Raw genomic sequence first — 26132 nt, 5'->3', positions numbered from 1 at the left:
GCCCAACGCCCAACGCCCAACGCCCAACGCCCAACGCCCAACGCGAACTGCGAATGGCCAGTCGCCCATCACCCATCGCCCGCGGCCCGCTGCGCGTTGCCCATCATTCGCCATCCAGCGCCCATCGGAGCGCGGCACCCGCGCGCCGCGCCCCAGCCGCCTCGAGCGTCCGTCAGGCTGCCACGGGCTGGACGATGATTTTCACGTTGCGGTCCTTGTGATTGACCAGTTCCTCGAAGCCGCGCGCGACGATGTCGCCGAGCGCGATGCGTCCGGTGATGAGCGGCTGCACGTCGATGCGGCCGTCCGCGATGAAGCGGATCACGTCCGCGAATTCGCCGTTGTACGCGAGCGAGCCGATCACTTCCTTCTCGGTCGACACGATGTCGAAGAAGTTGAACGACGTCGGCTCCTCGAAGATGCCGACCATCACCGACTTGCCGGCCTTGCGGATCACGTCGATCGCGAGCTTCGCGGTGGCCGTGTGGCCGATGCATTCGAACGACACGTCGGCGCCGTAGCCGCCCGTCAGCGCCTTGACCTCGGCGATCGCGTCGGACGCCTTCGGGTCGATCACGACCGTCGCGCCCACTTCGAGCGCCTTCTGCTTGCGCGCGGCCGACATTTCCAGCGCGATCACGCGTCCGGCGCCCGCGGCCTTCGCGCACATGATCGTGCACAGGCCGATCGTGCCGGCGCCGACCACGACGACGGTCTGCCCGACGATGTTGCCGGCCTTCTTCACCGCGTGCATCCCGACCGCGAGCGGCTCGATCAGCGCCCCGGCCTCGGTCGGAAAGTTGTCGGGCAGCTTGTACAGCAGTTCGGCCGGCACGTTCACGTACTCGGCGAACGCGCCGTTGTTCATCAGCCCGGTGAACGCGAGGTTCTCGCAGATGTTGTACATCCCGTGCCGGCAATACCAGCAGGTGCCGCAATGCTGGCACGCGTCGGCCGTCACGCGCTCGCCGAGCGCGAAGCCCGTGACGCCCGCGCCGAGCGCCGCGATTTCGCCGCTGAATTCGTGGCCGAGGATGCACTGGCCTTTCAGGCCCGTGAGCGGGTGCGGCGCATCGACGGGGATGAACACCGGCCCGGCGACGTATTCGTGCAGGTCGGAGCCGCAGATCCCGCACCAGTGCACGCGGATCTGGACCCAGCCGGCCGGCGGGTGTCCGGGGACGGGAACCTCCTCGACGCGGATGTCGTTGCGGCCGTGCCAGACGGCGGCCTTCATGCTGGGGGCGGTATGCGGTGCCGGTGTACTCACGTTGCTGTCTCCGTCAGATTGTCGTCGGGCGCGCGGCAGGGTGCCGGTGCGTCCGTCGCGCGATTGCGCGAACGTCCGATATGCAGGAATGGGGCCAGCGGGATGAGGCAGCTTGCGCGGCGATGCGGCAGGGCTGTCGATGTGCAATGCAGCACGCCGCGCTGCGTCGACATCGCGCCGGTGGCACGCGAAACCGGCGCCGGATTTGCTGCAATTGCGACGGCACCGTGCGGATGAGACGACGCGACGGTCGTCTCACGCATTTGAGACGGAATGCGAGACGCGGTGCGTACTAGTCGCTGTTGGCGTGGGCGGTGGCACGAGCATTCCGCGCCGGGTCGCGAGGGGGAGCCGAGCGCCGTATACCAAGCGCCAGCTGGCGATCACCGCCGCCAGCGGCCAAAACGCTCCGCCCCATCGCACAGTCGCAGCGTGATCCACGTCGCGGCTGCGCCGCACCGTCAGCCGAGATCTTTCCGGTACTGGATGAATCCCGCGTCGTGCGCGAGCTTGTCGTACAGCGCGCGCGCCGAGGTGTTGGTTTCGTGCGTGAGCCAGTACACGCGGCTCGCGCCGGCTTCGCGGGCCCGCTCGTACACGGCCTCGATCAGCGCGCTGCCCGCGCCTTGCCCGCGCGCGTCGGCCGCCGTGAACAGATCCTGCAGATAGCAGTACGGCCCGTCGGTCCAGCACGAGCGGTGGTAGATCGCATGCACGATGCCGACCAGCTTGCCCGCCGCGTCGAACGCGCCGAGGACGAACATCGGTTCGGCCGGGTCCAGCAGCCGCGCCCACGTCGTCGCGGTCACCGCGTCGCTCGCCGGCGACCGGTAGAACTGTCGATAGCCGTCCCACAGCGGCCGCCACGCGGCTTCGTCGGCGGCGGCGAGCGGGCGCACCGTGACGTGCGTCGCGCGGCTCCCGCGCTCGGCCGCGTCGCGCGCACGGGCTTGCCGCTCGCGGATCGCGACGAGCGATTCGCGCTGCACGCCGCCGGCGTCGAAGTTCGCGGGCGCGAGCCACGCTTCGAACGCGGCGCGCACGTCGGGCCACTCGCCGTCGACGATCGAGAACCAAGTGGTGTCGCGATTGCGGCCCTTGTAGACGATCGCCTGCCGGAACGTGCCTTCGTAGCGGAAGCCGAGCCGTGCCGCGGCCTTGCGCGACGGCGCGTTGAGCGCATCGCACTTCCATTCGTAGCGGCGGTAGCCGAGCGTGTCGAACGCGTACTTCATCAGCAGGTATTGCGCGTCGGTCGATACCGGCGTGCGCTTGAGCAGCGGCGAGAACGTGACCGAGCCGACCTCGATCACGCCGTTGGCCGGATCGATGCGCATCAGCGCGAGCGTGCCGACCGCGCGGTTCGTCGCGCGGTCGATCACCGTGTAGTGCAGCGGATCGGCGCTCGCCGCCGCGCCGCGCAGGTAGTCGCGGAAGCTCGACGCGTCGGCGTACGGCCCGTGTGCGAGATAGGTCCAGTCGCTGGCGTCGGGCGCTTGTGCATACGCGGCGTACAGCTCGGCGGCATGGCGCTCGGCATCGAGCGGTTCGAGCCGGCAGTAGCGGCCTTCGAGCACGATGCGCTCCGGGCGCGGCCGCGCGGACCAGTCGGGAATGGGACGGCCGATGGGTTGCTGCAAATCGTTGGTGGGCGTGGACAAGATCGATCTCGCGTCGGTTGGCGGTTGGCGGCCGGCGGCTTGCCGGCATGCAGACGATCGTAGTCGCGCCGAGGTACCATGAAAAGCGCCAGACTCATGCAAATTTATGGTGCCACGCGTGCCGCTTCGCCGTGGTGCGCACCGTGATACCCCGATGCCGCGAGATTCGATGACGACCGACATTCCTTCCCACGACACGCCCGCGTTGCCGCTCGACGCGCCGCTCGCCCGCACGGCCGGCGCGCCGTCGTTGCAGCGCCAGCTGCTGCGCCGCGTGCGCGATGCGATTCTCGGCGGCGCGATGCCGGCCGGCACGCGACTGCCCGGCACGCGCGCGCTGGCCGACACGCTCGGCGTGTCGCGCAACACGACGGCGGCCGTGTACGAGCAGCTCGTCGCCGAGGGCTTCCTGCAGTCGGATCGGCGCGGCACGCGGGTGGTCGGCCTGGCGCGGCCGGCCGCGCCGCGCCGGCCCGCGGCGCCGCCCGCCGTCGCACAGCGGCTCGGCCGGATCCGCCCGAGCCTGATCGGCAGCGGCGAGTCCGAATTTTTCCGGCCGGGCGTGCCCGCGTTGTCGCACTTTCCGGTGGACGCATGGCGGCATGCGATCGACCGCGCGCTGCGCCGTACCGGTCACGAGCTGCTCGCGTACGGCGATCCGCTCGGCGAGCGCACGTTGCGCGAATCGATCGCGCGACACCTGGCCGTGACGCGCGGCGTGCGCTGCGCTCCCGAGCAGATCGTGATCACCGAGGGCGCGCAGGGCGCAATCGCGTTGTGTGCACAACTGCTGACGAATCCCGGCGATACGGTGTGGGTCGAGGAGCCCGGCTATCGCGGCGCGCGCAGCGCGATGCAGGCGGCGGATCTCGATGTCGTGCCGATGCCGGTCGACGCGGAGGGGTTGCGCGCGGACGATGCCGACTGGGCCGAACGCACGCCGCGGCTCGTCTACACGACGCCGTCGAACCAGTTCCCGACCGGCGCGGTACTGTCGATCTCGCGCCGCCTCGCGCTGCTCGAGGCGGCACGCCGGCATCGCGCGTGGATCATCGAGGACGATTACGACAGCGAGTTTCGCCATACCGGCGAGCCGATAGGCGCGTTGCACGGGCTCGCGGCCGATTCGCCGGTCGTCTATCTCGGCTCGTTCAGCAAGACGATGTTCCCGGCGCTGCGGATCGGCTTCCTCGTGCTGCCCGACGCGTTGCTCGCAGCCGTGCGCGCCGTGCTGCCCGAAATGCTGCGCGGCGGCACGCGCCACGTGCAGCTCGCGCTGGCCGACTTCATCGAGACCGGCGAATACGGCCGGCATCTCGGACGGATGCGCCGGCTGTATCGCGATCGGCGCCGGCTGCTGCTCGCCGCGCTCGGCGACGCGTTCAGCGTGCCGCACGAGGTCGAGGGCGGCCCGTGCGGATTGCATCTGACGCTGCGGCTGCCGGCGCGCTATCCCGACCGCGCGATCGTCGCGGCGGCGCGCGAGCACGGGATCGGGCCGTTTCCGCTGTCGGGTTTTTCGATCGCTACGGCGCCGGCCGACAACGGGCTCGTACTCGGCTTCGGCAATACGTCGGCCGATGCGTTCGCACCGATGCTGCGGACGTTGTCGACGATCGCGCAGCGTATCGCGCAAGCGCCGCGCAGCGAGCCGGTTGCGTATGCGGAGGATGAGCGGGGAGCCGGCGCTCGGTGAGCGTACGGTGCCGATGCTATCGGCCGTTGCCGTCCTACAAGACGTGCGATGCGCCGCGCAGCGCCGGCATGTCGTGCGCACGCTGCAGCGGACCCGTGCGCTTCGACAGCGCCCGACACTCAGCGCGCCGGTTCCGCACGCACGATCCGGTGCGCGGCGGCCAGGCCCAACAGCAGCAGAACCGCCACATAAGCGACGACCGCGCCCCACGCGCCGTGTTGCCAGAACGTGCCGCCGACCGAGCCGAGCACGCTCGACCCGACGTAATAGGCGAGCAGGTACAGCGAGGCCGCATGCCCCTTCGACGCCCCGGCGAGATGCCCGACCCAGCCGCTCGCGACCGCATGCGCGACGAAGAAGCCGATCGTGATGAGCACGATCCCGACGATGATCGCCACGAGCGACGGCGACAGCGTCAGCGCGAGGCCCGCTGCGAAGACGAGAATGCCGCTGACGAGAACCGGCGCACGCCCGACGCGATCGGCGAGCGCACCCGCGCTCGACGACGACACCATCCCGAACAGATACGCCGTGAAGATCAGCCCGCACGCGGTTGCGCTCAGGTCGAACGGCGGCGCGATCAGCCGGAAGCCGACGTAGTTGTACACGGTCACGAACGCGCCCATCACCAGGAAGCCGATCGCGAACACGAACGGCAGGCGTGGATGACGCAGTTGCGCGCTCCATAGCTGCAGGTGATGCCGCAGCTTCAGGTCGGTGCGTTTCACGAAGCGGCGCGACGGCGGCAGCAGCACGACGAACGCGATGGCGGCGGCGAGATCGACGACGCCGATCGTCAGCATCGCGGTGCGCCACGAAAAGTACTCTTCGAGCGCGCTCATCCCGATCCGGCCGATCATGCCGCCGAACGCGGTGCCGCCGACGTACAGCCCCATCGACAGACCGAGCCCTTCGGGCGCGATCTCCTCGGCGAGATACGCCATCGCGACGGCCGGCACGCCGCCGAGCGCGAAGCCTTCGAGTGCGCGCCACACCAGCAGCAGGTGCCAGCTCGGCGCAACGGCCGCCAGCAGGTTGAACAGCGCGGCGAGCGTCATCGACGCGAACATCGGCCCGCGCCGGCCGACGCGCTCCGACAGCGCGCCGGCGCACAGGATCGACACGGCCAGCATGCCGGTCGACAGCGACAGCGACAGCGAACTCGACGCCGCGCCGACATGGAATTCGCGCACGAACGCGGGCAGCAGCGGCTGCACGCAGTAGAGCAGCGAGAACGTCGCAAAGCCGGCCAGAAAGAGCGCCAGCGCGATGCGCAGGTAGGCGGCCGAGCGCGGCGACACGCCGGCAGGCAGCACATCGGGCGCGGTGGTCGCGCCGCGCGCCGCCGCAGGCGGGTTCGTAGAAGAAGGCATGAGATGCACTGAATGGGCTGGGGAGGCGGCCATTCTTGCGCATGGTCAAACATATGTCCAATATATGAAAGAAACCGTAGCGATATGTTTTGCATCTGGCTGCGGCCGCTCGTTGCGGCTGCATGTTCCCGTCCACCGTCGATCGCATTGCGCATGGAACTCAGGCATCTCCGCTACTTTCTGGCCGTCGCCGCCGCGTCGAACTTCACGAAGGCCGCGCAGGCGCTGGGCATCGGCCAGCCGCCGCTGAGCCAGCAGATCAGGGCGCTCGAGGACGAACTCGGCGTCGAGCTGTTCAAGCGAACCGCGCGCGGCGCCGAACTCACCGTTGCCGGCGAGGTGTTCGCGGAAGAGGCGCGGCGCGTGCTCGACGACGCCGAGCGTGCTGCCCGTGCGGCGAAGCGGGCGGCACGCGGCGAAATCGGGCAGCTGCGCGTCGGCTTCACCGGGACGGCGGCGTTCAATTCGAAAGTCGCCGACCTGATCCGCCGCTTTCGCGAGGCGTTTCCGGATACCGAGCTGACGCTGCTGGAGGCGACCTCCGGCGTGCTGTTCGACGCGCTCGAAGCTGGCCGGCTCGACGTCGGGATCGTGCGTCCGGAGCGCCGCATCGCCGATACGCTGCACGCCGCGGACTGGGACGAGGAGCCGATGTTCGTCGCGCTGCCGGTCGCGCATCGGCTCGCGCGGCGCCGTCGGATCGAGCTTGCCGAACTCGCCGACGAGGCGTTCGTGCAGGTGCCGCGCGAAGCGGGCAGCGCGCTGTTCGACGACATCGTCGCCGCCTGCAATGCCGCCGGCTTCCAGCCGCGCATGGCGCAGCCGGCACCGCAGATCGCGTCGGCGGTGACGCTCGTCGCGGCCGGGCTCGGCGTGTCGATCGTGCCGATGGCGATCACGCAGGTGCAGGTCGCGGGCGTCGTCTATCGGCCGGTGGCCGGCGACGGCCTGCGCGCGCGGCTCGCGATCGCCTCGCGGCGCGACGCGCAGTCGCCGGTGGTGCGCAACTTTCTCGCGTTGGCGTGGTAGCCGGCGTGCCGCGACGCGCGGGCCGAATTGGCATCGACTCGCGGCTGCCTGCACGCCGTGCACCGTGCGGTGAATATGCCGATTGACGAACCGGCGAGTTTGTCCGGAACGAACGCTGTCGCGGTTGCGGCGCGGCGCGCGTGGTAGGCATCCGGGTTTCGATGCGTAGGTCCGCGACGCGGCGTGGACTATAAATGGAGACGTGTACCGGTGCTTGTCGGGCGTACGCGCGTGCCGCGCGGCTCCGCGCCGCGATCGCCCGGGGGAGGTGCACCGTGGTTCGCCAGACGCTTGCTCGCGCCGTGCTTCACGGCGCGTTGATCGGCGCCGTATTCGCGTGGTCGTGCGCGCCGTCGCCGCTCGTTGCCGGGACCGTCGCGCCGCCGCGCACGCCGCCCGGCATGAAGGTCAGGACGGCCGCGCCGCCGTATTCGATGCCGGTCGATTTCCCCGCGATCGTCGATCGCTACGGGCCGGCCGTCGTGACCGTCTCGACGGCCGCGGCGGAGCCGCAATCCGGCGGCCCGTCGTTCATGGAACTCGATCCCGACGATCCGCTTGCCGCATTCTTTCGCCGCGCAGCGCCGCCGCCGGCCGCGCCACGCGCGCAGACGCCGGCGCAGCCTTCCGATGCGTTGCCGCGCGCGATCGCCGGCAGCGGGTCGGGTTTCATCGTGAGCGCCGACGGGCTGATCCTGACGTCCGCGCACGTGGTGGCCGATGCGACCGACGTGACGGTGCGGCTGGCCGATCGCCGGATGCTCAAGGGCACGGTGCTGGCCGTCGATCCGCAGAGCGACGTCGCGGTGCTGCACGTCGACGCGACGAAGCTGCCGGTCGTGCGTCTCGGCGACTCGTCGCGGGTGCGCGCCGGCGAACCGGTGATGACGATCGGCGCGCCGGACGGCGCGGGCAATACGGTCACGGCCGGCATCGTCAGCGCGACGTCGCATCTGTTGCCGGACGGCGGCGCGTTTCCGTTCTTCCAGACCGACATCGCGGTGAACCACGACAACTCCGGCGGCCCGGTGTTCAACCGCGCGGGCGACGTGATCGGGATCGCGATGCAGGTCTACACGGACGCCGATCGCTACGCGAGCACGACGTTCGCGATTCCGATCGCGCTCGCCGTGAAGGTGCGCGCGCAAGTACAGGCGCAGATGCGCAGCAATGCGCAGGCGCAGCGCGCGGCGTCGGGGGATGGGGCGGGCAATGGGTCGGCTAATGGATCGGCTAATGCACTGGGTGTGGACGTGCAGGATGTCGGCGTCGGACTCGCGGCCGCGTTCGGGTTGCCGCGCGCGGCGGGCGCGCTCGTGAACACCGTCGATCCCGGCTCACCGGCCGCGTTGGCCGGCGTGAAGCCGGGCGACGTGATCGTGAAGTTCGGCGACCGGCCGATCGGCCGCGCGGCGGAGTTGAACGATCTGGCCGCGGCGTTGCCGGCGGGCGGGAAGGCGACGCTGCGGGCGATCCGCAATCGCGTGCCGAAGACGCTGGTGGTCACGGGCGCGGCCACGGGCGCCGACGACGCGATCGACGATGCGGCGTCGGCAGGCGTGCCAGGTGCTACGGGGCCGGTCGCCGCCGCCGGTGCGACGGCGCTGACGGTGGCCGCCGCGCGGCCGGCCGACGGCGGCGATCGGCTCGGACTGACGATGCATCCGCTGAGCGACGCGGAACGCCGATCGACCGGGCTCGCCGTCGGAATGATGGTGGATGCGGTGCACGGGCCGGCTGCGCGCGCCGGCATCCGGCCCGGCGACGTGGTGCTCGAACTCAACGATACGTTGCTCGAAACGCCGGAAGACGTGCCGGCGCTGGAAGCGCACGGCGGCAACGCGATCGCGGTGCTGATCCAGCGCGACAACGCGCGCAGATTCGTGTCGGTGCGGGCGCGGTAGTGCGTTGACCGCCAAGCGGTCGAGCAACTAACATCGTTCGACATCGCTGCCCGCGATTCGGGCATTCGGAGCCATACGGAATGAACGCGGCAATCTTTTTCGTAGTAGTACACAGGCGCAGGGTCCGGTAGCGACATCGCGCCGGCACCCATGCGCCCCCGACTTGCTCGGGGGCTTTTTTTGGCATCGCGCACGGCCGCACGGCGCATGTGCGGGAGGGCATCCACTTGCAACCAGACCTGTCGAATGCTTCGGCCGCCGCGGCGCCGCGATATGCGACGTTGATCGCGCTGTGCGTGCTCTCGGTGCTGCCGTTGAGCTTGTTTCTGCCGTCGTTGCCCGCGATCGCGCGCGAACTGCGCGCCGACTACGCGCTGGTCGCCCTTTCCGTCGCCGGCTACGCGGCCGTCGCCGCAGCGCTGGAGTTCGTCATGGGGCCGCTGTCCGACCGGTTCGGGCGCCGGCCCATCGTGCTGCTGAGCGTAGGGGCGTTCACGCTCGGCTCGCTCGGTTGTGCGCTCGCAACCGACATTCGCGTGTTTCTCGCTTGCCGTCTGCTGCAGGCCGCGATTACGTCCGTCTACCCGGTGTCGATGGCGACGATTCGCGACACCGGCGGGGGCGAGCATGCGGCCGGGCGGATCGGCTATGCGGCGATGGCGGCGGCGTTCGCGCCGATGATCGGGCCGACGCTGGGCGGCGTGCTCGATCAGACCGTCGGCTGGCGCGCGAGCTTCGGGCTGCTCGCCGCAGCCGGCATTGCGCTGCTCGGCTGGTGTGCGGCCGATCTCGTCGAGACGCATTCGCCCCACGTCCGGACGCTCGCGCAACAGCTGCGCGCGTATCCGGCACTGCTGCGCGCGCGTCGGTTCTGGGCCTATGCGCTTTGCATGGCGTTTTCCACCGGCGCGTTCTATGCGTTCCTGGCCGGTGCGCCGCTCGCCGCCAAAGTGGTGTTCGGTATCCCGCCCGTGCAAATCGGCTTGTGCATGGGTGTGGTCACGGCCGGCTTCATATGCGGCAGCTTCGTCGCTGCGCGACGCGCACACCGGCATGCGCTTGCGACGACGATCCTGTGCGGGCGCGCGGTCGCCTGCATGGGGCCGGCGATCGCGCTTGCATTGTTGCTCGGCGGCGTGACGCATCCGCTTGCATGGTTCGGCCCGTGCGTCTTGATCGGCGTCGGAAACGGGCTGTCGAATCCGGCGGCGCACGCGGGCGCGATGGCGGTACGGCCGGATCTGGCGGGCAGCGCATCGGGGCTGGCCGGCGCCGCGACCATCGCCGGCGGCGCCGCGCTCGCGTCGTTGACCGGCGCCGTCCTGACCACCGGCAATGCGGCGTATGCGCCGCTCGCGATGATGTCGCTGTCGACGCTCATCGCGTTGGCGGCGGCAATGTGCATCCGGGCCTTCGATGCCCGCGCGTGAGTCATGTGCGCCGCCGCGCGCGGCCGGCGCGCCGATCGGGCGCAATGTGCGCGCCGTGCCGACCGGAGCCAAACGACGCGACGCGCAGCCGTTCCCGCCGGCGCCCGCGCATTGCCACTACAGCCGTTACGGCTTCGCGCCGACCACGAACTCGAACGTCGCGACGCCGTCCACCCCGCCCGTCACGCGATCGCCCGGCTGCAGCGCGCCCACGCCGGCCGGCGTGCCGGTGAAGATCAGGTCGCCGGCCTTCAACGCGACCGAGCGCGACACGTAGGCGATCACGTCGGGCACGGCCCAGATCATGTCGGCGAGATCGCCTTGCTGACGCGTGTCGCCGTTCACCGCGAGCCAGATCCGTCCGCTCGCCGGGTGGCCGGTCGCGCTCGCGGCGCGCAGCGGGCTCATCGGCCCCGACGCGTCGAAGCCCTTCGCCCAGTCCCACGGGCGGCCCAGCTTCTTGGCTTCGGCCTGCAGGTCGCGACGCGTGAGGTCGACGCCGACGCCGTAACCCCACACGTGCGACAGCGCGTCGGCCGGCTCGATCGAGCGGCCGTCCTTGCCGATCGCGACGACCAGCTCGATCTCGTGATGGAGGTCGTTCGTCAGCGGCGGATACGGGACGGTGCCGGCGGCCGGCACGACCGCATCGGCCGGCTTCGTGAAGAAGAACGGCGGTTCGCGGTCGGGATCGGCGCCCATTTCCCGCGCGTGGTCGGCGTAGTTGCGGCCCACGCAGAACACGCGGCGTACCGGAAAGCGCGCGGACGATTGATCGACTTCGACGGAAGGACGCTCGGGAGCGTCGATGACGTATGCGGACATCGGATGGCCTCGTTCGAATGGAAGACGGATACCGGCCGCCACCCGACGGCGGCGGCCCGGCATGCCTGCAACGATACCGGAGCGCCGCGCGCCGAGATGCGACGCAACTGCGCTTTAACCGGACAAATCTACGCGTCCGCGGCCGGCGCCGCGTCGGTTGCATCGGCCGCATCGGCCGCGCCGACTGCATCGGGCAGCGCGGCGTTCGCGTCGCGGTACGCCTTCGGCGACACGCCGACGCGCGCGCGAAAGCGCCGCGCGAAATACCCTTCGTCGCGGAAGCCGACTGCACGGGCGATGTCCGCGATGCGCCGGCTCGTATGCGCGAGCAGCGATTGCGCGAGCGCGATCCGGCGCTCGGTCACCAGATCGGTGAAGGTGCTGCCGGTCTCCTTGCGCACCAGATGCGCGAGGTAGTTCGGCGACAGGAACGCGGCCTCGGCGGTGGCCGCAAGCGTCAGATCTTCGCGCGTGAGGTTGGCGCGCACATGGCGCAGCACGCGTGCGAGCGCGTCGCGCCGGCCCGCGCGCTGGGCGCCGCGCTGCGCGAGCTTGTCGAGCGCGCCGGCGTACTGCGTGCAGACGAGCCCGATCAGCTGCAGCAGATAGCCGCGCAGCAGCGTGGTCGACCCGAAGGTGCGGACCCGGTCGGCGTCGAGCATGCACAGCGCGAGGCGGCGTGCTTCGTCGAACGCGTCGCCGGTCAGGATGAAGTCGAGATGCTCCTGGAAGCGAAACGGCGTCAGTTCGGGGACGCGGTGCGCGGGCACGTCCTCGAGATCGAGCGGATCGACGTCGAGATCGGTGCGCAGGAACGCCTGGCTGAAGTTGATCACGATGAAGTGAGCGCCTTCCGGATGCGGAATCAGGTGTTCGCGATGCGGCAGCACGAACGCGAGCGCGCCGCGCGGAAACGGCCGCGTGACGCCGCCGATCCGCTGCTCGGTGTCGCCGCCGAGATTGAACTGGATCTGGAAGTAGGTGTGCCGGTGCGGTTCGGTGATCGCCTGGCGCGACGCCTGGTCGCGGATGTAGAAATCGAGCCGGTCGCTGCGTTCGGGCATCCCGTACAGGCGCGGCGGGGCGGAGGAGGGCATGAAGAATTCGGCTGGTCGAGACGCGGTTGAGCCGCGATGGTACAGCGAACCGGGCGCCGCCGGAATCGGCGGGCGCCGGGCGATGGTCGCGTGGGGCGGCTCGACGCTTCGCGCCTCGCTGCACCGGATCGGCTATGCGTCCGGATGGAAGCCGAGATAGCGCACGCGCGGGCCGGCAAGCGCGGCGGCGCTGCGGCTCGCCCCGCCCACCGCCGCGAGCGCGTCGATCGTGGCGGTGCGATTCGACGTCAGCGTCCACTCTGTCGCTTGCGCGTCGTCGGCGGCCGGCGCCGCGCGCACGGCCGTCAGCGCGGCGAGCAGCGCATCCGCGGGCGGCGCATGAACCGCGAAGCCCTCGTTCGCGACGGCCGCCGTATCGATGCCGAGCATCTCGCACAGCCGCGCCCGCAGCGGCGTCTCGGTCTCGCTGGCCGTTCGCGAACGTGCGACGTGCTCGGCCGTTGCCGCGTCGACGAGCGTGCCGCCGCGCAGCAGCGGCGCCTGCTGCCATGCGTCCGACGGGCATTGCTTGCCGGGCGGCGCGAGCGGCACGAACGGGTTGACTTCGGCCGGGTAGATGCGGCATACGAGCGGCCGATCGTCGTAGATCCCGCAGCGGAGGTCGTCGCGCAGGTTGGGGCACGGCCCGGCATGCGATGCGACGAGCACGGCCGTCACACGCAGCGGCAGCGTGCCGCTCGAGGCGGGCGTCGAGCGCGCCCGCTTGTACGCGGCGAACGCGTTGCCGGCCTCGGGCTCCTCGAGCCACGGCATCGCGTCGCACAGCAGTTCGACGTGGCCGCCGCGGCGCAGCCACGCGATCGCTTCGTCGATCGTCAACGGAATGCGCAGGTCGCGGCAGCAGCCGCCGCAGCCGGTGCACGCGAAATCGAGGTCGGCCGGCGTGTCGTTCATGCGCATGTGTCGGGTGCCGCGTTCAAGCGGGAAAGGATGGCGCCGCAGCCGGCGGCCCGGTTCATGCGTCGCGCGCCAGCAGCGGCGCGACGCGCCGGCGCAGCTCGGGCACGACCTCGGCGTCGAACCACGGATGATGCTTGAACCATCCCTGGTTGCGCGGCGACGGATGCGGCAGCGGCAGCACACCGGGCCCGTAGTCGCGCCACGCTTGCACGGTGTCGGTCAGCGTCGCCTTGCGCGCGTCGCGCAGAAAATGTCGCTGCGCATACTGGCCGATCAGCAGCGTCAGCCGGATCGACGGCAATTCGGCCAGCAGCCGGTCGAGCCACAGCGCCGCGCATTCCGGCCGCGGCGGGTTGTCGCCGCTCGCGCCGCGGCCGGGATAGCAGAACCCCATCGGCACGATCGCGAAGCGCGTCTCGTCGTAGAACGTGTCGGCATCGACGCCGAGCCAGTCGCGCAGCCGCTTGCCGCTCGCGTCGTCCCACGGGATGCCGCTCGCATGGACGCGCGCGCCGGGAGCCTGGCCGACGATCAGCACGCGCGCGTCGCGATGGGCGCGCAGCACCGGGCGCGGCCCGAGCGGCAGCTCGGCTTCGCATGTGCGGCACGCGCGGATTTCGGTGAGCAGCACGTCGAGCGACGTGCGCGTTCGTTTCGGCATCGATTCGGTAACGGGGACGGAGTGGCGATACGGGTACAGCGGTACGGGCATTGGGCGCCCGCGCATTGCGCTGGGCGGCGGGCCGGCCGCCGCCGCATCTCCGGGGAGGGAGTCAGCGGCCGGCCGTACCGTCTTCGGCGACGGCAGCATCATACAACGCCGTCTGCGCGATCGCCGCGGCGATCTGCGCGTCGTCCTGCGTGCCCTCGAGCATGCCCCAGCGCCGGTATTGCGACAGGAACCACCGCGCCTCCTGCGGATCCGGCCGGTTCACGCCGCCGCCATCGTGGAAACGGATCGGCAGCGGCGGCTGCGCGAACGGGCCGGCGCCGTAGTCGCCGAGCAGGCGCGGCGCGATCAGGCGGGCCGGCACGCCGAGCGCGTCGGGCGACGCGAGCCAGTCGGCGGCGTCGCGGCGGTGCGCCGGGTCGTCGAGCCACGCGCACGCATCGACGACGGTGCGGATCAGCGCGCGCGCGGTCGCCGGATACAGCGCGACGAAATCGCGCCGCGTCGCCAGCACCTTCTCCGGATGATCGGGCCAGATCTCGCTGGTGACGGCGACGGTGCGGCCCGCGCCGCAAGCCTCGGCCACCGCGTGCCACGGCTCGCCGGCGCAGAAGCCGTCGAGTTCGCCGCCCGCGAGCGCCGCGACCATCTCGGGCGGCGGGATCACGACGCTGCGCACGTCGCGCAGCGGATCGACGCCGTGCGACGCGAGCCAGTGGTTCAGCCACATCGCGTGCGTGCCGGTCGGGAAGGTCTGCGCGAGCAGCGGCTTGCGGCCGAGCGTCGCGAACGCGGCGCGGACGTCGCCGCTGGCGCGGTAGGCGTCGGCGAGGCCGCGCGCGAACGTGATCGCCTGGCCGTTGCGGTTCAGCACCATCAGCGCGGCCATGTCGGCCTGCGGGCCGCCGATGCCGAGCTGCAGCCCGCAGACGAGCCCGTACAGCGCGTGCGCGGCGTCGAGTTCGCCGCTCAGCAGCTTGTCGCGCACGGCGGCCCACGACGGCTGGCGGTGCAGCTCGAGCGTCAGCCCGTGGCGCGCGCCGAGATTCAGGCGCTGCGCGACGATCAGCGGGGCCGCATCGCTCAACGCGACGAAACCGAGACGAAGATGCGCGCGTTCGGGCGCGGCGGGAATCGGAGGGTTCATGGTGGTCATTGTGAAGGCGCGTCGAGCAGTTGCCGCGCGACGTCGACGATGCGCAGCCCCTGATCCATCGCGCGCTTGCGCAGCTGCGCGTAAGCATCGTGTTCGGACAGGCTGCGCCTGTCCATCAGCAGGCGTTTCGCGCGATCGATCAGCTTGCGTTCGGCCAGCTCGCGCTCGACGTCGGCGAGCCGGCGACGCAGCGCATCGTCGTGGGAGAAGCGCGCGAGCGCGACTTCGAGAATCGGCGCGAGGCGCTCGGCCGACAGCCCTTCGACCAGATAGGCGCTGACGCCGGCGCCGACGGCCGCATGAATCAGCGCCTGATCGGCGTCGTGGCTGAACATCAGCACGGGGCGCGGCGCGGTCGCATGCATCACGGCCAGTTGCTCGAGCGTGTCGCGCGACGGCGAATCGGTATCGATGATCACGACGTCGGGGCGCTGCTCCTCCACGGCGGCGGGTAGGCGCGCCGGCGTCGCGACGTCGTTGAGCATCTCGTAGCCGAGGCGTGCGAGCGCGTCGCCGAGCTCGCCGATCGGCTTGTCGGTATCGGTGACGAGCAGCACGCGCAGGCGGGCGGGCGGAACGGACGAACTCATGACGCGAACGGGGACGGACGGGCTTCGGTACAACGGTTGAACGGATCGGCCGACGTCCGCGCGGAGCTTGCCGCAGCGGACGCGTCGAGCACGTCGGGCAAGCCGCACCGGCAGCCGGCGCGAGCGCGCCTGCCGTGAGCGCAATGGTGATGCGGACGATGCCGCGCGGCGCAGCCCATCACGCGGCCCACGACATCGGTGCGGCTGCGGTGTCGGGATCGGTGTCGGTGCGCTGCGCGCACGCTGCACCGATCGCGCCGCCCACGAGGATCACGGCCGGGCTGCCGAGCCGCGCGTCGTCGATGCCGCGCGCGAGGCTGCCGAGCGTGCCGGTCCAGCGGCGTTCGTGCGGCGTGCCGGCCCATTGCACGGCGGCGGCCGGCGTCGCGGCGGGCAGCGCGGCGAGCAGGCCCGTCGCGATGCTGTCGACGCGGCTCATGCCCATATAGATCGCGAGCGTGGTGCCGGTGGCCGCCAGCGCGGCCCAGTCGGGCTCGCCGTGATCCTGGCGGTGCGCCGTGACGAACGTGACGCCCTGGCAATGTTCGCGATGCGTGAGCGAGATGCCGAGGCTCGCGGCGGCCGCGAACCCCGACGAGATGCCGTTGACGATCTCGACCGGGATCGCGGCGGCGCGCAGCGTCGCGAGCTCCTCGCCGGCGCGGCCGAACAGCAGTGCGTCGCCGCCTTTCACGCGCACGACGTGCGCGCCGCGCAGCGCGTAGCGACGCATCAGTTTCTCGATGAACGCCTGCGGCGTGGAGCGGCAGCCGCCGCGCTTGCCGACGCGGATCACGCGCGCCTGCGGCGCAAGCTCGACGATGCCCGGCGCGACGAGATCGTCGAGCAGCAGCACGTCGGCGGCGGCCAGCGCCTTCGCGGCCTTCAGGGTGAGCAGATCGGGGTCGCCGGGGCCGGCGCCCAGCAGCGTGACTTTTCCAGTCGTCATGTCGTGTTCCTGTGCCGCATGCGGCGGCGATAACGCGTTGTTGCTCGCGGCAGCGGGCGGTCGAGGCGACCACGGCGTCCCGCCGTGCCGAGCACGGGCTGGACGCCGTTGTCCACGTCGGTTCTGCCGGCCCCGCCTGGATCGGCCGGGACGGCATGGGGAAAGACCGCCCACCGGCGCCGTTGCCGGTGTCGATAACGGATTCAGCAATAAACGGGCCAAGCGTCGCGTCGCGGCCCGCGCCCGCGGCGACGTGCGGCGCACGACGCCGCCGCGGCACGCGAACGCATGCACTCGCATGCGGCGGCGCCGCGCATGCGATGCCCGCACGACGTGCATCGCGACGCACCGGCACGCACCGCGACGTCGCACGGCGATAGTGCTGCAGCGCACCACATCTGTGCCGCGATGCCTCCCGACGTATCGCGGCCGATTCCGCGCAAGACGGCCGACGGCGCCCGGCGAGCCTTGTACGACAGGGCGCTCGCGGAGATTTCGCGTTGCATGGCACGCCGCTTGCGTTAGCTGGCTCGGGCGAATCAATGGCGATTCGTCCGCAGTACCGAATACTGACGCGCCCGGCAACGGGCTTCATGGGCAACGGCGTCCTACACATCGGGTCTCGACGAGATCGGATGTGCAGGACGCCGTTTTTCGTTTGGCGGATGACATGACCGACAAAGCTACCCGTATCGATCTCTTCAGCTTCCGCAGCGCGCCGATGCGTGCGTTCCACATGACGTGGATGGCGTTTTTCGTGTGCTTCTTCGCGTGGTTCGCGTGTGCGCCGTTGATGCCGCTGATCTCGCGCGAATTCCATCTCACCGCGGCGCAGGTCGCGAACATCAACATCGCCGCGGTGGCCGCGACCATCGCGGTGCGCCTGCTGGTCGGCCCGCTGTGCGACCGCTTCGGCCCACGCCGCGTGTACGTCGGCCTGCTGCTGCTCGGCGCGATCCCCGTGTTCGCGGTGTCGTTCGTGCACGACTACCTGTCGTTCCTGATCTGCCGGCTCGGCATCGGCGCGATCGGCGCCGGCTTCGTGATCACGCAGTACCACACGTCGGTGATGTTCGCGCCGAACGTGGTCGGCACCGCGAACGCGACGACGGCCGGCTGGGGCAACGCGGGCGCAGGCGCGACGCAGGCGATGATGCCGCTGCTCGTCGCGGCCGGCCTGCTGCTCGGCTTCGGCGACGACGCGTCGTGGCGCATCGCGCTCGTCGTGCCGGGCATCGCGATGCTCGCGATGGCGTGGGCGTACTGGCGCTTCACGCAGGACTGCCCGCAAGGCGACTTCGTCGCGCTGCGCAAGCAGGGCGTGACGGTCGACAGCGGCAAGAAGGGCGGCTGGGCGAGCTTCTTCGCCGCGTGCGGCAACTATCGCGTGTGGATGCTGTTCGTCACCTACGGCGCGTGTTTCGGCGTCGAGGTGTTCATCCACAACATCGCCGCGCTGTACTACGTCGACCACTTCAAGCTGTCGCTGAAGGACGCCGGCTTCGCGGTCGGCCTGTTCGGGCTGCTCGCGCTGTTCGCCCGCGCGCTCGGCGGCTGGCTGTCGGACCGGATCGCCGCGCGGCGCAGCCTCGACGTGCGCGCGACGCTGCTGTGCGCGCTGATCATCGGCGAAGGGCTCGGGCTCTTGTGGTTCTCGCATGCGCAAGGCATCGGCATGGCGCTCGTCGCGATGCTGACGTTCGGCCTCTTCACGCACATGGCATGCGGCGCGACCTATGCGCTCGTGCCGTTCATTGACCGCCGCGCGCTCGGCGGCGTCGCGGGGATCGTCGGCGCGGGCGGCAACGTCGGCGCGGTGGCCGCGGCGTTCCTGCTGAAGGGCGTCGGCGACGTGCAGCACGCGCTGAGCCTGCTCGGGCTCGTCGTCACCGCGACGGCGCTGTGCGCGATGGCCGTGCGCTTCAGCGCAGAACACAAGGCACGCGAGGCCGAGCTGCGCGACCGCGCGCTGGCCACCGCGAATGCCGCGAACTGATCGACCGAGGGAAACGTCATCATGAAACTGATCGTCATCGGCCACGGGATGGTCGGCCACAAGCTGCTCGAATGCCTCGCCGCGCAAGCGGACGCGGCCGGCACGCTGCAGGTCACGGTGCTCGGCGAGGAGCCGCGCCCGGCTTACGACCGCGTGCACCTGTCGGAATTCTTCGCGGGCAAGTCGGCCGACGACCTGTCGCTGGTCGAGCCCGGCTTCTTCGAACGGCATCGGCAGTTCGACCTGCGGCTGAACGCGCGCGTCGCGTCGATCGACCGCGCCGCGCATACGGTCACGCTCGCATCCGGCGCAACGCTCGCGTACGACAAGCTGGTGCTCGCGACCGGCTCGCGGCCGTTCGTGCCGCCGGTGCCCGGCCACGAGCGTGACGGCTGCTTCGTGTACCGGACCATCGAGGATCTCGAAGCGATGCAGGCGCGCGGCGCGCACGCGACGCGCGGCGTGGTGGTCGGCGGCGGGCTGCTCGGCCTCGAATGCGCGAAGGCGTTGCGCGACATGGGGCTCGACACGCACGTCGTCGAATTCGCGCCGCGGCTGATGGCGGTGCAGGTCGACGACGGCGGCGGCCGGATGCTGCGCGCGAAGATCGAGTCGCTCGGCGTGACCGTGCATACGGGCAAGAACACGCTGGAGATCGTCGACGGCGAGCAGCACGCGCACCGGATGGCGTTCGCCGACGGCTCGCATCTCGATGCCGACATGATCGTGTTCTCGGCCGGCATCCGCGCGCGCGACGAACTCGCGCGCGCGTGCGGCCTCGAGATCGGCCCGCGCGGCGGCGTCGCGATCGACGACGCATGCCGCACGAGCGACGCCGACATCTATGCGATCGGCGAGTGCGCGGCGTGGAACGGCATGGTGTACGGCCTCGTCGCGCCCGGCTACGACATGGCGCGCGTGGTGGCGAAGCAGCTGGGCGGCAAGATGACCGATGCGGCCGATGCCGCATTCGCTGGCGCCGACATGAGCACCAAGCTGAAGCTGATGGGCGTCGACGTGGCGAGCATCGGCGACGCGCACGGCGCGACGGCCGGCAGCCGCACCTACCAGTACGCGGACGAGCGCCGCCAGGTCTACAAGAAGCTGGTGGTGTCCGACTGCGGCAAGTTCCTGCACGGCGCGGTGATGGTGGGCGACGCGACCGAATACGGCACGCTTCTGCAGATGATGCTGAACCGCATCGAGCTGCCGGCGCAGCCGGAGTTCCTGATCCTGCCGTCGTCGGACGGCGCGGCGAAGCCCGCGCTCGGCGTCGACGCGCTGCCGGACGGCGCGCAGATCTGCTCGTGCAACAACGTGTCGAAGTCGCAGATCTGCGCGGCGGTGGCCGACGGCGCGACGAGCCTCGGCGCGCTGAAGTCGTGCACGGGCGCGGGCACGTCGTGCGGCGGCTGCGTGCCGCTCGTCACGCAGATCATGAAGGCCGAGATGAAGAAGCAGGGCCTCGCGGTCAACAATCATCTGTGCGAGCACTTCGCGCATTCGCGCCAGGAGCTGTTCCATCTGATCCGCGTCGAGCGCATCACGACGTTCGACGAACTGCTGCACAAGCACGGTCGCGGCCTCGGCTGCGACGTGTGCAAGCCGGCCGTCGCCGGCATCCTCGCATCGTGCTTCAACGAGTTCGTGCTGAAGAAGGAGCATGCGGGGCTGCAGGACTCGAACGACTACTACCTCGCGAACATCCAGCGCGACGGCACGTACTCGGTCGTGCCGCGCATGGCGGGCGGCGAGGTGACGCCGGAAGGGCTGATCGCCGTTGGCCAGGTCGCGAAGAAGTACGGCCTGTACACCAAGATCACCGGCGGCCAGCGCGTCGACCTGTTCGGCGCGCGCGTCGAACAGCTGCCGTCGATCTGGGAGGAACTGATCGCGGCCGGCTTCGAATCGGGCCACGCATACGGCAAGGCGGTGCGCACGGTGAAGTCGTGCGTCGGCTCGACGTGGTGTCGCTACGGCGTCGACGATTCGGTCGGCCTCGCCATCGACATCGAAAACCGCTACAAGGGCCTGCGCGCGCCGCACAAGATCAAGTTCGGCGTATCGGGCTGCACGCGCGAATGCGCGGAAGCGCAGGGCAAGGACGTCGGCATCATCGCGACCGAGAAGGGCTGGAACCTGTACGTATGCGGCAACGGTGGGATGAAGCCGCGCCATGCCGAGCTGCTCGCGTCCGACCTCGATCGCGCCACGCTGATCCGCTACATCGACCGCTTCCTGATGTTCTACGTGCGCACCGCCGACCGGCTGCAGCGCACCAGCGTGTGGCGCGACAACCTCGAAGGCGGGCTCGACTACCTGATCGATGTGGTCGTGCACGACCGGCTCGGGATCGCGGCCGAGCTCGAGGCCGACATGCAGCACGTGGTCGACACCTACGAATGCGAATGGAAGAAGGCCGTCACCGATCCCGAGACGCGCAAGCGCTTCCGCCACTTCGTGAACAGCGATGCGCCCGACACGACCATCGCGTTCGTCGAGACGCGCGGCCAGATCCGCCCCGCGACGCCCGACGAGCGCCCCGGCGGCAAGCCGGTCGCGATCCCGGTCGTCGCGGAACCCGCCACCGTCTGAGCTGGCCGACGCCAGCGCCTCATTCAAGGAGCCCATCATGAACGATCGTCTTCCGCTGTCCTGGACCCGCGTATGCCCGCTCGACGACATCGTGCCGAACACGGGCGTATGCGCGCTCGTCAACGGCGAGCAGGTCGCCGTGTTCCACGTCGCGCACGCCGAAGCCGGCGGCGTGTTCGCGATCGACAACGTCGATCCGGTGTCGCAGGCCGCGGTGATGTCGCGCGGGTTGATCGGCAGCCTAGGCGAGCGCATCGTCGTCGCGTCGCCGTTGTACAAGCAGCATTTCGATCTGCGGACCGGCGAATGCCTCGAAGCACCCGACAAATCGGTGAGCGCCTATCCGTCGCGGGTCGAGGACGGTTTCGTGTGGATCGCCGCCTGAACGTCACGGAGCACGCATGAGCGCCACCCCCGTCAAGAGCGTGTGCCCGTACTGCGGCGTCGGCTGCGGCATGGTGCTGCACGTCGAGGATGACGAAGTCGTCAAGGTGTCCGGCGACTCCGAGCATCCGACCAACTTCGGGCGGCTGTGCACGAAGGGCTCGTCCGCGCACGTCGCGCTGCGCCGCTCCGGGCGGCTCGATCGCGCGTTCGTGCGGCGCGCCCGCGAGGACGACCTCGTCCCGTTGCCGGCCCGCGACGCGATCGCCGAGACGGCGCGCCGGCTGCGCGCGGTGCTCGACGCGCACGGGCCGGACGCGCTGTCATTCTATGTGTCGGGGCAGATGTCGATCGAGGCGCAGTACCTCGTGAACAAGCTCGCGAAGGGCTTCGTCGGCACCAACAACATCGAGTCGAACTCGCGGCTGTGCATGGCGAGCGCGAGCACCGGCTACAAGCAGTCGCTGGGCGCGGACGGTCCGCCCGGTTCGTACCAGGATTTCGATCGCGCGAACCTGTTCTTCGTGATCGGCGCGAACATGGCCGACTGCCATCCGATCCTGTTCCTGCGGATGATGGATCGCGTGAAGGCCGGCGCGAAGCTGATCGTCGTCGATCCGCGCCGCACCGGCACGGCCGACAAGGCCGACCTGTTCCTGCAGATCCGGCCCGGCACCGATCTCGCGCTGCTCAACGGGCTGCTGCATCTGCTGCACGCGAACGGCCGCACCGACGCCGCGTTCATCGACGCGCATACCGAGGGCTGGGACGCGATGCCCGCGTTCCTCGCCGACTACACGCCGGAGCGCGTCGCCGAGATCACCGGCCTTGCGCCGGACGACCTCCGCACGGCCGCGCAGTGGATCGGCGATGCGCCGGAATGGACGAGCTGCTGGACGATGGGGCTCAACCAGAGCACGCACGGCGTGTGGAACACCAATGCGATCTGCAACCTGCATCTCGCGACCGGCAAGATCTGCCGGCCCGGCAGCGGGCCGTTCTCGCTGACCGGCCAGCCGAACGCGATGGGCGGCCGCGAGATGGGCTACATGGGCGCCGGCCTGCCGGGCCAGCGCTCGGTGGCGTCCGACGACGACCGCCGGTTCGTCGAAAACCTGTGGCGCGTGCCGGCCGGCACGCTGCGCCAGGAGACCGGCAGCGGCACGGTCGACCTGTTCGAGCGGATGGCGGCCGGCGACATCAAGGCGTGCTGGATCATCTGCACGAACCCGGTCGCGACGGTGCCGAACCGGCAGAACGTGATCGCGGGGCTGCAGGCGGCGGAGCTGGTGATCGCGCAGGACGCGTTCCTCGACACCGAAACCAACCGTTATGCGGACATCCTGCTGCCCGGCGCGCTGTGGGCCGAGGGCGACGGCGTGATGGTCAACTCCGAGCGCAACCTGACGCTGATGCGCGCGGCGGTGGCGGCGCCGGGCGACGCGCTGCCGGACTGGCGCATCGTCGCGGAAGTCGCGCGCGCGATGGGCTTCGGCGCTGCGTTCGACTATGCGTCGGCGGCCGACGTGTTCGACGAGATCGTGCGGTTCTCGAACCCGGCGACCGGCTACGACCTGCGCGGCGCGAGCCATGCGGCGCTGCGCGACGGGCCGGTGCAATGGCCGGTTGCACCGGGCGCCGCGCGCGAGCGGCATCCGATCCGCTATCTGAACGACGGCGTGAGCCAGACGCTGCGGCCGGCGGCCGACGGCGGCGCCGCGCCGCGCATCGCGTTCCCGACGCCGTCGGGCCGCGCGCGCTTCTTCGCGCGACCGCACGTCGCGCCGGCCGAGCTACCCGACGCTACCTTCCCGATCGTGCTGAACACCGGCCGCCTGCAGCATCAGTGGCACACGATGACGAAGACGGGCAAGGTCGCGATGCTGAACAAGCTGAACCCGCGTCCGTTCGTCGAACTTCATCCGGACGATGCGCGCGCGCTCGGCATCGCCGCGAAGGACAGCGTCGAGATCCGCTCGGCGCGCGGCCGCGCGGTGCTGCCGGCCGTCGTGACCGAACGCGTGCTGCGCGGCAACTGCTTCGCGCCGATGCACTGGAACGACGTGTACGGCGACGAGCTGTGCATCAACGCGGTGACGAACGACGCGATCGACGCGGAATCGCAGCAACCCGAACTGAAATACTGCGCGGTCGCATTGACGCGCGCGGACACCAACGCGTTCGCGCCCGCCGACGACGACACGGCGCGCCTCGATGCGGCCGCAGCCGATGCCGCCCACGCAGCCGCCGCAGCCGATGCTCAGGCTGCGCCGGTATCGCTCGCGGCTTCACAGGAATCCGACATGGCAGACCTCGACACTTTCGCGGCGGCGCTCGGCGTGGCCGATCTCGCGCCGCCGCCGCTCTCCGACGCGGAGCGCCTGTACGTGGCCGGCCTCGTCGGCGGGCTGCGGGCGAGCGCGGGCCGCCGCGACGGCGGCGTGCCGGTGCTGCCGGCCGGCGCGCCGCTCACGCCGCCGGTGCGCTACTGGCTCGACGGGATGCTCGCGGGGCTGTTCAGCCGCTCGGCGCCCGCACCCGCGACGGAACGCGCGGCGCCCGCGCTGCCGGCCGACGCGGCCGCGCCGGGCGGCGTGCGCATCGTGCGCACGCGGCCGAAGGTGACGCTGCTGTGGGCGTCGCAGACCGGCAACATCGAATCGTTGACCGAGGATTACGCGACGCAACTGATGAACGCCGGCTTCGAGATCCGCACCGCGTGCATGTCCGATTACCCGGTCGCGTCGCTGGCGAGCGCGCAGTATGTGCTGCTGATGACCAGCACGTTCGGCGACGGCGACGCGCCCGACAACGGCAGCGAGTTCTGGGATGCACTGCAGGCGGCCGGCGCCCCGCGCGTGGAAGGCATGCAGTTCGCGGTCCTCGCGTTCGGCGATCGCAACTACGACCAGTTTTGCGGCCACGGCCGCCGGCTCGACGCGCGGCTCGCGGAACTCGGCGCGACGCGGCTGTGTGCGCGCGTCGATTGCGACGTCGAGTTCCAGCGCGACGCGGACCAATGGCTCGAGCGCGTGGTGGCGCGGATCAAGGAGGCCGACGCGGCGCTGCACGCGGTGCCGAGCGCCGGCGCGAGCGCGTCGGGGCTGCTGCCGAGCAAGGCGCATCCGGCGCCGTCGAAGCTCGTCGCGAACCTGCGGCTGAACCGGCCGGGCGCGGCGAAGGACACGCGCTACGTGTCGCTGTCGACCGAAGGCGCGAACCTCGAATACGAGGCCGGCGACGCGCTCGGCGTGTGGCCGACCAACTGCCCGGAACTGGTGGACGAGCTGCTGGCCGTCACCGCGTTGAAGGCCGACACGCCGGTGTCGGTGGCGGGCGTCGGCGACGTGCGCCTGGCCGATGCGCTGGCGCGCCACTTCGACATCACGCGCCCGCATCCGGACACGCTCGCGTTCATCGCGTCGCGCAGCGCGAACGGCGCGCTCAAGGCGCTGCTCGGCGACGATCGCAAGGCGGACCTCAAGCAGTGGTTGTGGGGACAACAGCTGGCCGATGTGCTGCACGAGTTTCCGGTCGAGCTGTCGGGCATGGAACTGGTCGGCATGCTCAAGCGCCTGCAGCCGCGGCTGTATTCGATCGCGTCGAGCCCGAGCGCGCATCGCGGCGAGATCCATCTGACGGTGTCGGCCGTGCGCTATCACAACGGCCGGCGCGCGCGCAAAGGCGTCGCGTCGACGTTCCTCGCCGATCGCGCGGACGACGGCCGCGTGCCCGTGTTCGTGCAGAAGTCCGCGCATTTCCGGCCGCCGGTCAACGGCGACGTGCCGGTCGTGATGGTCGGCCCCGGCACCGGCGTCGCGCCGTTCCGCGGCTTCCTGCACGAGCGGCAGGCGCGCGGCGCGCGCGGGCGCAACTGGCTGTTCTTCGGCGAGCAGCACGCGCAGACCGACTTCTATTACGGCGACGAGCTGAGCGCGATGCGCGACAGCGGCTTCCTCACGCGGCTCGATCTGGCGTTCTCGCGCGACCAGGCCGACAAGATCTACGTGCAGGACCGGATGCGCGAACACGGCGCGGAGCTGTACAGCTGGCTCGAGGACGGCGCGCATTTCTACGTGTGCGGCGACGCCGCGCGGATGGCCAAGGACGTCGATACCGCGCTGAAGGCAGTGGTGGCCGAACACGGCGGAATGTCGGACGAAGCCGCGAACGACTACGTCGCGCGGCTCGCGAAGGCGCGGCGGTACGTGCGGGACGTGTATTGAGCGGGTGGGGCGGCCGTCGCGCTTCTCCATCCGCGGCGGCCACGTCGAGCGCCGTCGGTCATGCGAGCCGCTTCGACGTGACCGTCGGCGTCGGCCGCCTGCGCTGAAGGGTGCGCCGGCTGGCGCCGAATACGCGCTGCGTCGTGCCGAGCGCTTCGCGCCCCGTTTTCCGCCGGCCGCGTCGCCGCACCGACGCCGCTCGCGGACCCAGCCGCCGGCAAGAATCTCCCGCCGCACACCCCTCCCGGTATTCTCCTGATGAAAACCCCCGCCGCTTCCCGGTATGATTCGCAGCGCGCATTCTTTTTACGGATTTTTGATGCGCGCGGCGTGTCCAACCCGCCCGACGCCAAATCGAAA

Annotated in this window: 18 protein-coding genes; 8 read left to right on the top strand and 10 right to left on the bottom strand. The window is 70.6% G+C overall.

Features of this window, described 5'->3' with window-relative positions:
- Positions 1-172: 172 nt before the first annotated feature.
- Positions 173-1237 carry a 2,3-butanediol dehydrogenase gene (locus C3Y15_RS20025; protein ID WP_034195115.1) on the bottom strand — a complete coding sequence of 355 codons (1065 nt, stop codon included), beginning with the start codon at positions 1235-1237 and terminating at the stop codon, positions 173-175.
- 494 nt (positions 1238-1731) lie between these two features.
- Positions 1732-2931 (bottom strand): GNAT family N-acetyltransferase, encoded by a 1200-nt coding sequence (locus C3Y15_RS20015; RefSeq protein WP_124260089.1) that lies wholly within the window; start codon positions 2929-2931, stop codon positions 1732-1734.
- 169 nt (positions 2932-3100) lie between these two features.
- Between C3Y15_RS20015 and C3Y15_RS20010 the strand changes: the two genes are divergently transcribed.
- Positions 3101-4627, top strand: coding sequence for a PLP-dependent aminotransferase family protein (locus tag C3Y15_RS20010; protein ID WP_059888293.1), 1527 nt, complete (start codon positions 3101-3103; stop codon positions 4625-4627).
- Between the two features lie 119 nt (positions 4628-4746).
- Here C3Y15_RS20010 and C3Y15_RS20005 read toward each other — a convergent pair whose 3' ends face one another.
- Positions 4747-6000, bottom strand: coding sequence for an MFS transporter (locus C3Y15_RS20005; protein WP_059696270.1), 1254 nt, complete (start codon positions 5998-6000; stop codon positions 4747-4749).
- Between the two features lie 153 nt (positions 6001-6153).
- On the opposite strand from C3Y15_RS20005, the gene C3Y15_RS20000 reads away from it, so the two are divergent.
- The 3 genes from C3Y15_RS20000 (at position 6154) to C3Y15_RS19990 (ending at position 10363) form a co-directional block, all read left to right on the top strand.
- The gene (locus C3Y15_RS20000; RefSeq protein ID WP_046426409.1) at positions 6154-7029 is read left to right on the top strand and encodes a LysR family transcriptional regulator; all 876 of its coding nucleotides are present in this window, start codon (positions 6154-6156) and stop codon (positions 7027-7029) included.
- Positions 7030-7304: 275 nt separating this feature from the next.
- Entirely contained in the window at positions 7305-8933 is a 1629-nt protein-coding gene (locus tag C3Y15_RS19995; RefSeq protein WP_124260088.1) for a trypsin-like peptidase domain-containing protein, read from the top strand.
- Between the two features lie 227 nt (positions 8934-9160).
- A complete protein-coding gene (locus C3Y15_RS19990; RefSeq protein WP_069246477.1) occupies positions 9161-10363 on the top strand; it encodes an MFS transporter in 1203 nt (400 codons plus the stop codon).
- A gap of 126 nt (positions 10364-10489) precedes the next feature.
- Here the strand turns inward: C3Y15_RS19990 and C3Y15_RS19985 are convergent, their stop codons facing one another.
- The 7 genes from C3Y15_RS19985 to cobA all read right to left on the bottom strand — a co-directional run bounded on the left by C3Y15_RS19985 (position 10490) and on the right by cobA (position 16571).
- A complete protein-coding gene (locus C3Y15_RS19985; RefSeq protein ID WP_011882330.1) occupies positions 10490-11188 on the bottom strand; it encodes a fumarylacetoacetate hydrolase family protein in 699 nt (232 codons plus the stop codon).
- A gap of 128 nt (positions 11189-11316) precedes the next feature.
- Complete coding sequence (locus C3Y15_RS19980; RefSeq protein WP_014724805.1) at positions 11317-12285, bottom strand: helix-turn-helix transcriptional regulator; 969 nt, start codon at positions 12283-12285, stop codon at positions 11317-11319.
- A gap of 132 nt (positions 12286-12417) precedes the next feature.
- Positions 12418-13200 (bottom strand): YkgJ family cysteine cluster protein, encoded by a 783-nt coding sequence (locus C3Y15_RS19975; RefSeq protein ID WP_069240630.1) that lies wholly within the window; start codon positions 13198-13200, stop codon positions 12418-12420.
- A 61-nt stretch (positions 13201-13261) separates the two neighbouring features.
- Positions 13262-13867 carry a uracil-DNA glycosylase family protein gene (locus C3Y15_RS19970; RefSeq protein WP_059464085.1) on the bottom strand — a complete coding sequence of 202 codons (606 nt, stop codon included), beginning with the start codon at positions 13865-13867 and terminating at the stop codon, positions 13262-13264.
- 112 nt (positions 13868-13979) lie between these two features.
- Positions 13980-15023: a CmpA/NrtA family ABC transporter substrate-binding protein gene (locus C3Y15_RS19965; protein ID WP_011882326.1), complete on the bottom strand. Its 1044-nt coding sequence runs from the start codon at positions 15021-15023 to the stop codon at positions 13980-13982.
- Between the two features lie 5 nt (positions 15024-15028).
- The gene (locus tag C3Y15_RS19960) at positions 15029-15622 is read right to left on the bottom strand and encodes an ANTAR domain-containing protein (RefSeq protein WP_011882325.1); all 594 of its coding nucleotides are present in this window, start codon (positions 15620-15622) and stop codon (positions 15029-15031) included.
- A 178-nt stretch (positions 15623-15800) separates the two neighbouring features.
- Entirely contained in the window at positions 15801-16571 is a 771-nt protein-coding gene (cobA, locus tag C3Y15_RS19955; RefSeq protein ID WP_014724809.1) for a uroporphyrinogen-III C-methyltransferase, read from the bottom strand.
- Between the two features lie 670 nt (positions 16572-17241).
- Here cobA and C3Y15_RS19950 point away from each other — a divergent pair.
- From C3Y15_RS19950 to C3Y15_RS19935, 4 genes are read left to right on the top strand one after another with little or no spacing between them, the layout of a single operon-like run.
- On the top strand, positions 17242-18567 hold the full coding sequence (locus C3Y15_RS19950; RefSeq protein WP_011882322.1) for an MFS transporter: 1326 nt from the start codon (positions 17242-17244) through the stop codon (positions 18565-18567).
- 21 nt (positions 18568-18588) lie between these two features.
- On the top strand, positions 18589-21162 hold the full coding sequence (gene nirB, locus C3Y15_RS19945; protein ID WP_069246478.1) for a nitrite reductase large subunit NirB: 2574 nt from the start codon (positions 18589-18591) through the stop codon (positions 21160-21162).
- Positions 21163-21199: 37 nt separating this feature from the next.
- On the top strand, positions 21200-21547 hold the full coding sequence (gene nirD / locus C3Y15_RS19940; RefSeq protein WP_014724812.1) for a nitrite reductase small subunit NirD: 348 nt from the start codon (positions 21200-21202) through the stop codon (positions 21545-21547).
- 16 nt (positions 21548-21563) lie between these two features.
- On the top strand, positions 21564-25772 hold the full coding sequence (locus C3Y15_RS19935; protein ID WP_069246479.1) for a bifunctional nitrate reductase/sulfite reductase flavoprotein subunit alpha: 4209 nt from the start codon (positions 21564-21566) through the stop codon (positions 25770-25772).
- The last annotated feature ends 360 nt before the right edge of the window (positions 25773-26132 follow it).

The sequence above is a fragment of the Burkholderia sp. B10 genome (assembly GCF_004368385.1).
GTDB classification, from domain to species: domain Bacteria; phylum Pseudomonadota; class Gammaproteobacteria; order Burkholderiales; family Burkholderiaceae; genus Burkholderia; species Burkholderia vietnamiensis.
The sequence above is the reverse complement of the archived record's forward strand: the minus strand, read 5'-3'. Positions and strand labels throughout refer to the sequence as shown.

Bases quoted from the DNA above. Each gene is read 5' to 3' on its own strand.
- nirD (WP_014724812.1), top strand. From the start codon at position 21,200: ATGAACGATCGTCTTCCGCTGTCCTGGACCCGCGTATGCCCGCTCGAC.
- C3Y15_RS19960 (WP_011882325.1), bottom strand. From the start codon at position 15,622: ATGAGTTCGTCCGTTCCGCCCGCCCGCCTGCGCGTGCTGCTCGTCACC.
- C3Y15_RS20025 (WP_034195115.1), bottom strand. From the start codon at position 1,237: ATGAAGGCCGCCGTCTGGCACGGCCGCAACGACATCCGCGTCGAGGAG.
- C3Y15_RS19935 (WP_069246479.1), top strand. From the start codon at position 21,564: ATGAGCGCCACCCCCGTCAAGAGCGTGTGCCCGTACTGCGGCGTCGGC.
- C3Y15_RS19950 (WP_011882322.1), top strand. From the start codon at position 17,242: ATGACCGACAAAGCTACCCGTATCGATCTCTTCAGCTTCCGCAGCGCG.
- C3Y15_RS20005 (WP_059696270.1), bottom strand. From the start codon at position 6,000: ATGCCTTCTTCTACGAACCCGCCTGCGGCGGCGCGCGGCGCGACCACC.
- C3Y15_RS19975 (WP_069240630.1), bottom strand. From the start codon at position 13,200: ATGAACGACACGCCGGCCGACCTCGATTTCGCGTGCACCGGCTGCGGC.
- nirB (WP_069246478.1), top strand. From the start codon at position 18,589: ATGAAACTGATCGTCATCGGCCACGGGATGGTCGGCCACAAGCTGCTC.
- C3Y15_RS20000 (WP_046426409.1), top strand. From the start codon at position 6,154: ATGGAACTCAGGCATCTCCGCTACTTTCTGGCCGTCGCCGCCGCGTCG.
- C3Y15_RS19965 (WP_011882326.1), bottom strand. From the start codon at position 15,023: ATGAACCCTCCGATTCCCGCCGCGCCCGAACGCGCGCATCTTCGTCTC.
- C3Y15_RS20010 (WP_059888293.1), top strand. From the start codon at position 3,101: ATGACGACCGACATTCCTTCCCACGACACGCCCGCGTTGCCGCTCGAC.
- C3Y15_RS19980 (WP_014724805.1), bottom strand. From the start codon at position 12,285: ATGCCCTCCTCCGCCCCGCCGCGCCTGTACGGGATGCCCGAACGCAGC.
- cobA (WP_014724809.1), bottom strand. From the start codon at position 16,571: ATGACGACTGGAAAAGTCACGCTGCTGGGCGCCGGCCCCGGCGACCCC.
- C3Y15_RS19985 (WP_011882330.1), bottom strand. From the start codon at position 11,188: ATGTCCGCATACGTCATCGACGCTCCCGAGCGTCCTTCCGTCGAAGTC.
- C3Y15_RS19970 (WP_059464085.1), bottom strand. From the start codon at position 13,867: ATGCCGAAACGAACGCGCACGTCGCTCGACGTGCTGCTCACCGAAATC.